This window comes from Candidatus Pelagadaptatus aseana (genome assembly GCF_040362265.1).
Taxonomy (GTDB): Bacteria; Pseudomonadota; Gammaproteobacteria; order Pseudomonadales; family Cellvibrionaceae; genus Pelagadaptatus; species Pelagadaptatus aseana.
Genome location: NZ_BAABNJ010000018.1, coordinates 1 through 4633 on the forward strand (window position 1 = coordinate 1; position 4633 = coordinate 4633).

At 45.3% G+C, this 4633-nt stretch carries 4 protein-coding genes; all 4 read right to left on the reverse strand.

The annotated features are described in order from the left end of the window. Positions 1-751 (reverse strand): 3-keto-5-aminohexanoate cleavage protein (locus ACPXV9_RS15725; RefSeq protein ID WP_423899021.1); only part of this gene is annotated, 751 nt, incomplete at its 3' end. 243 nt (positions 752-994) lie between these two features. Further along, positions 995-2620, reverse strand: a complete 1626-nt coding sequence (locus ACPXV9_RS15730; RefSeq protein WP_423899022.1) for a TRAP transporter large permease — start codon at positions 2618-2620, stop codon at positions 995-997. Then, positions 2620-3546, reverse strand: coding sequence for a TRAP transporter small permease subunit (locus ACPXV9_RS15735; protein WP_423899024.1), 927 nt, complete (start codon positions 3544-3546; stop codon positions 2620-2622). Before ACPXV9_RS15735 ends, ACPXV9_RS15730 begins: the two co-directional genes overlap by 1 nt. A 68-nt stretch (positions 3547-3614) precedes the next feature. Continuing rightward, positions 3615-4633 (reverse strand): TRAP transporter substrate-binding protein (locus ACPXV9_RS15740; protein ID WP_423899025.1); only part of this gene is annotated, 1019 nt, incomplete at its 5' end.

Consider the following 4633-nt stretch of genomic DNA (forward strand, 5'->3'; position numbering starts at 1 on the left):
CGGCTTGTGCTGCAACTCGGAATTGATTGGCACCAGCACCCAAAACAGACCAGCGGAAATCATCTCCAAATAATCGGTCGGCTGTCCTCTTCATGTGCATAATGTCTTCATGGTGTGCGCCAATCCCGCCGAGAAGTCCAAAAACAGATTGCACGAAGAAAGGAGCTTTTACCAAACCGCGATCAGCAAAATGAGCAAGGTTATACAAGTGCGAGATATCATAACACTCGAACTCAAACCTGGTACCGTTGCCGTAGCAAGTTTCCAGCACATATTCGATATCCTTGAAGGAGTTACGAAACACAAGATCTTTGGACCCTTCCAAGTGTTCGCGCTCCCAATCGAATTTGAATGTTTTGTATCTGTTCAGCATCGGATAGAGGCCGAAGTTCATAGATCCCATATTCAGAGAGGCGAGTTCGGGCTTGTGATTTGCTGCTGGAGCAACGCGCTCTGCGACAGTCATATACGGGCTCCCTCCCGTGGTAATATTTATTACAGCGTCAGAACTTTGCTTAATCCGAGAGAGAAATGGGGAAAATCCTTCTGGTGTTTGATCTGGACGACCATCTTCTGGGTTACGAGCATGGAGATGTAGAATAGCTGCGCCAGCTTCGGCCGCAGCGAGACTATCTGTAATTATCTCTTCGGGCGTAATGGGCAAATGTGGTGACATGGACGGCGTATGTATCGCGCCTGTAACTGCGCAAGAAATGATGACCTTTCTATGATTTCTATTGTCTTTAGTCATTTTCGATTTTCCATTTTGTTCCCAATTTTTCATGTTTTTCAACGGCACGAATTAGTTCAACAAGTTTAGAATTTGAACAATTCATAGTTAGATTTGAGGTATTATCGTCCATGGTATTTTCACTAGTTTCCGAATGTCGCTTCGGGTATCCAAAGCACCAACCCAGGCCAATCAGGTCCAACCGCCATTCTATTCCGATCTTAACGTTGCCTTCCCCAAAAAGTCCCAATCCTCAGTAACGTATCAATTTAACAATAGCGTTACTATTGGTGGCCAAATTAACAGGACGGCTAGCGCACATAGCTGGATACCAATAAAGGGAAGAAATCCTCTAAAAATATCTGTAAGGCTAATATGCGGTGGAGCAACTGATTTCAGGTAAAAGGCTGCCGGACCAAAAGGAGGGCTTAAAAAGCTTACCTGCATATTCATGCAAAAAACGACCCCAAACCAAATCGGTACATATCGTGGCTCAAGCTGACCAAATATGCCGATTTCTTCAATGGGCAGTTTCTGTACAATTGGCAAGAATACCGGAATTATCAGAAGCACTATGCCGACCCAATCCATAAAGGCGCCCATAAATAACAGGATCAACATCATGGCAAGTAAAACGCCCATTGTTGGCAATTCTGATGCGACTATGAAGTCGGCTACATAGGCTGGGCCGCCAGCAATCGTATAGGCCCCTGCGAGCGCAGCAGCACCGATAGTCACCCATATTATCGTCCCGGTAGACTTTAGGGTGCGCATTAAACTTTCCCAAACCAGATTGGCAGACGCCTCGCCGCGAATGATAGCCATGAATAAAACTGCAAAAGCCCCCATGGCGGCAGCTTCTGTAATACCGGTAATCCCGCCATAGATGGAGCCCATGACAACCCCGATTACAACAACAGGCGGAACCAGCCCCTTGCCCATCGACCAGCCTTTGATAACGCGCTCGCGCCCCAAAACGACAAACATGATCACCAGCGACGCGATGGTAACACCGCCAAACCATGGAAGCCAGTCAGCGGTTCCAAACGCAAAGGGATCAGCCGTATTCGCTGCATTCTGGCCAGAAAGTTCAAAAAACAGCGCACGCAAGAATAATATAGTGGAAAACCCTGCAGTTAGGATCGCAACAAAGGCTGAAAAAAGTTTGAATTTTTCAACGCCTTGTGGCTCACCGGCAATTGGCTCGGGTAAAGGTGCATCTTCGGGCTTCAGCTGAGTTCTGATGATAATATACGTAATTATAAAGGAGGCCAGCATGAAGCCTGGCAAAAAGGATGCGGTAAATAACGCCTTGATAGATGTTTCGGTAATTAATCCATAAATGATAAGGACAATGGAAGGGGGGATCATGGTGCCAAGAGAACCGGAGGCACAAATTGTTCCAACCGCCAGATTTTGATTATAGCCCAGCCGTAACATCTGGGGCAGCGCTATCAGACCCAAAAGCACAACTTCGCCGCCAATGATACCCGACATTGCGGCCATTATCACCGCCATGATTGACGTGACAATCGCGATCCCGCCACGGGTTCGATTAAGCCAAATATTTAATGAGCTATACATGTCCTTGGCAATGCCGGATCGTTCCAGCAAGGCCGCCATAAAAATAAACAGTGGAATGGAAATTAGAACATAGTCTGTCAGCAACCCATATATTTTCTGTGCCAATATGTTTAATGGACCAGATCCTGGCCTACCGGTTAATATGCCATCACCAAAAGCCAGAGGGTTCAGCAAAAGCTGTGGCTCAAATTTCATCACAAGCACTAAAACGGCCAGAACTGCCGATGCAAAACCGAGCGGTACGCCTGCGGCAAGAAGCAACATAAGGCCTAATAATAAAATTATTGAAATTGTTCCAATATCCATCAATTTTTCCCTGAGAGTTGATTTTGAGTGGTACCACGGCGTGATGAACTCTGAATTGAGGCTTCATCTTCACCAATAGATGCCTTCAGGCGAGCAATATCATCCTCACCAATATCATCAGCTGCTGAATGAACTACTGTCTGTTTGTTCCAGTCTGAAATCAGGTTGAGCAGGGCCTGTGCGGCAACCAGAACGGTGATGAAAAGAACCAGCGGTTTCACTGTTGCAGGAATTGGCGGGTCAAAGGCGGTGCCAAATGTTTCCCAACGGTAAAATTTATCAAACGCCTCTCTGTAACCGCCGTAACAGAGAAAAAAGGCAAATGTAACGATCACCAAAGTAGACAAAACATCACAAAGACGCTGCAGGCTTTTAGGTAGTATCTGATAAATAATCAGAATACGGATATGGCTTCTTTGCTGCATGGTATAGAGACCAGCGCAAAGAAAGATAATACTTGCAAGCCACAGGGATAATTCATTTGCCCAAAGAGTGGGCGCCTCAAAAACATATCTGAGCAGAACTTCGTAGAGCATTACAAAACAAAGCAAGACAATCAGCATCATGGTCAAACGTCCTACAAATACGGCCAGGCGGTCTGCTGACGTCCAATCTTCAAATTCCATTGACGCGCGACGCACAGTCTTTACACCGATATATCCCAAAATTGGCAGTAGGATAAGACATCCCCAATCCAGGAAATCTGCAAAACCGCCAAATAGCTGATAAAAATTAGGGGTAAGGTCAATACGTTGGAATAGCGCACTTAGCTTATCATAATCTGAAACATCTGCAGGCGGAAAACAGGTAAGAATGAACGCCGGCAAATGCCAGGTGATCCAGCCAGCGCAAAAAATAAACGCAAAAGGAACCACCCATTCAAGAACATTATTGAATTTATTCTCCAACACCATTTCCCTCTTCATTCACTTTGTAACCTAAGTGATGCGCACACATTTCATGTGCGCATCTCTCACGGGGAGGCGTGAGATTGTTATTTAATTATGCCAAGCTTTTTCATGAACTGCTTATGAGACTCAACAAGGTCTTTTGCTTCTGGTGTATCCGCAAATTCAACCCATGCCTCTGTTGCAGCGGCTCTAAACTTTGCAAGCTCTTCTTCCGACCAGGAATAGATAGTCACGCCATTATCAGGTGCAACAGCCACCGCTTCAGCATTTCTTACTTCAAACGCCAGAGAATTTCTAAGCGCGAGTTTTTCAATAGCTACCAGCATGATACGCTGATGCTTTTCTGGCATATTATCCCAAACTTCTTTGTTACATGCTAAATGGTCAGATGGCATTGAATGGAAACCAGGATAGTTTGAGTGTTTCCCTAGGTCATACAGACCAAGTCCGACATTGTTAGCAAAGCCTGAAGCATCGGCCCCGTCAATGATACCGGTTTCGAGGGCTGTAAAAATCTCGGTGAAATCCATCACAATTGGAGACGCGCCCAATTTATCAAAGATTTTCGTGATCATGCCTGGAGGCGCTCTGAACTTAAACCCTTGCAGGTCGTCAACCGTGCCGATTGGTCGGGTTGATACCAAAGACTCCTGACCATAAATGAACCAGCCAATTAACTGCATCCCGTATTTGTTATAAAGTGGCTGTGTTTTCTCAAGGCCACCCCCATAATACAACCAGGAAAGCTGCTGATATGGGGTTGAATATGCGCCTGTTATATCCGAGGCAAACTGGAATGCAGAATTTTTGCCGACCTGATATAGACCACCGGTCATATCACAATCAATAATACCGCTGGCAGCAGCATCAAATGTTTCAACTGATTTAACAACTGATGAAGAATAATAGACTTCTATTTCAATTTCCCCGCCAGACATTGTTTGAACATCATCAACATAATCCGCGATTAGCTTACCCGATAAGGTTTCAGGTCCATAATGCGTCTGGAATGTTAATTTGGTGTTTTGTGCTGCAGCCACCCCGGATAATAGCCCAAGGGCAATTATGGATGTTGCCGCCGTTTTCAAAAATTTCATAATTT

Excerpts from the sequence above, each read along its gene's own strand:
- ACPXV9_RS15735 (WP_423899024.1), bottom strand. The coding sequence starts at position 3,546 with ATGAAGAGGGAAATGGTGTTGGAGAATAAATTCAATAATGTTCTTGAA.
- ACPXV9_RS15730 (WP_423899022.1), bottom strand. The coding sequence starts at position 2,620 with ATGGATATTGGAACAATTTCAATAATTTTATTATTAGGCCTTATGTTG.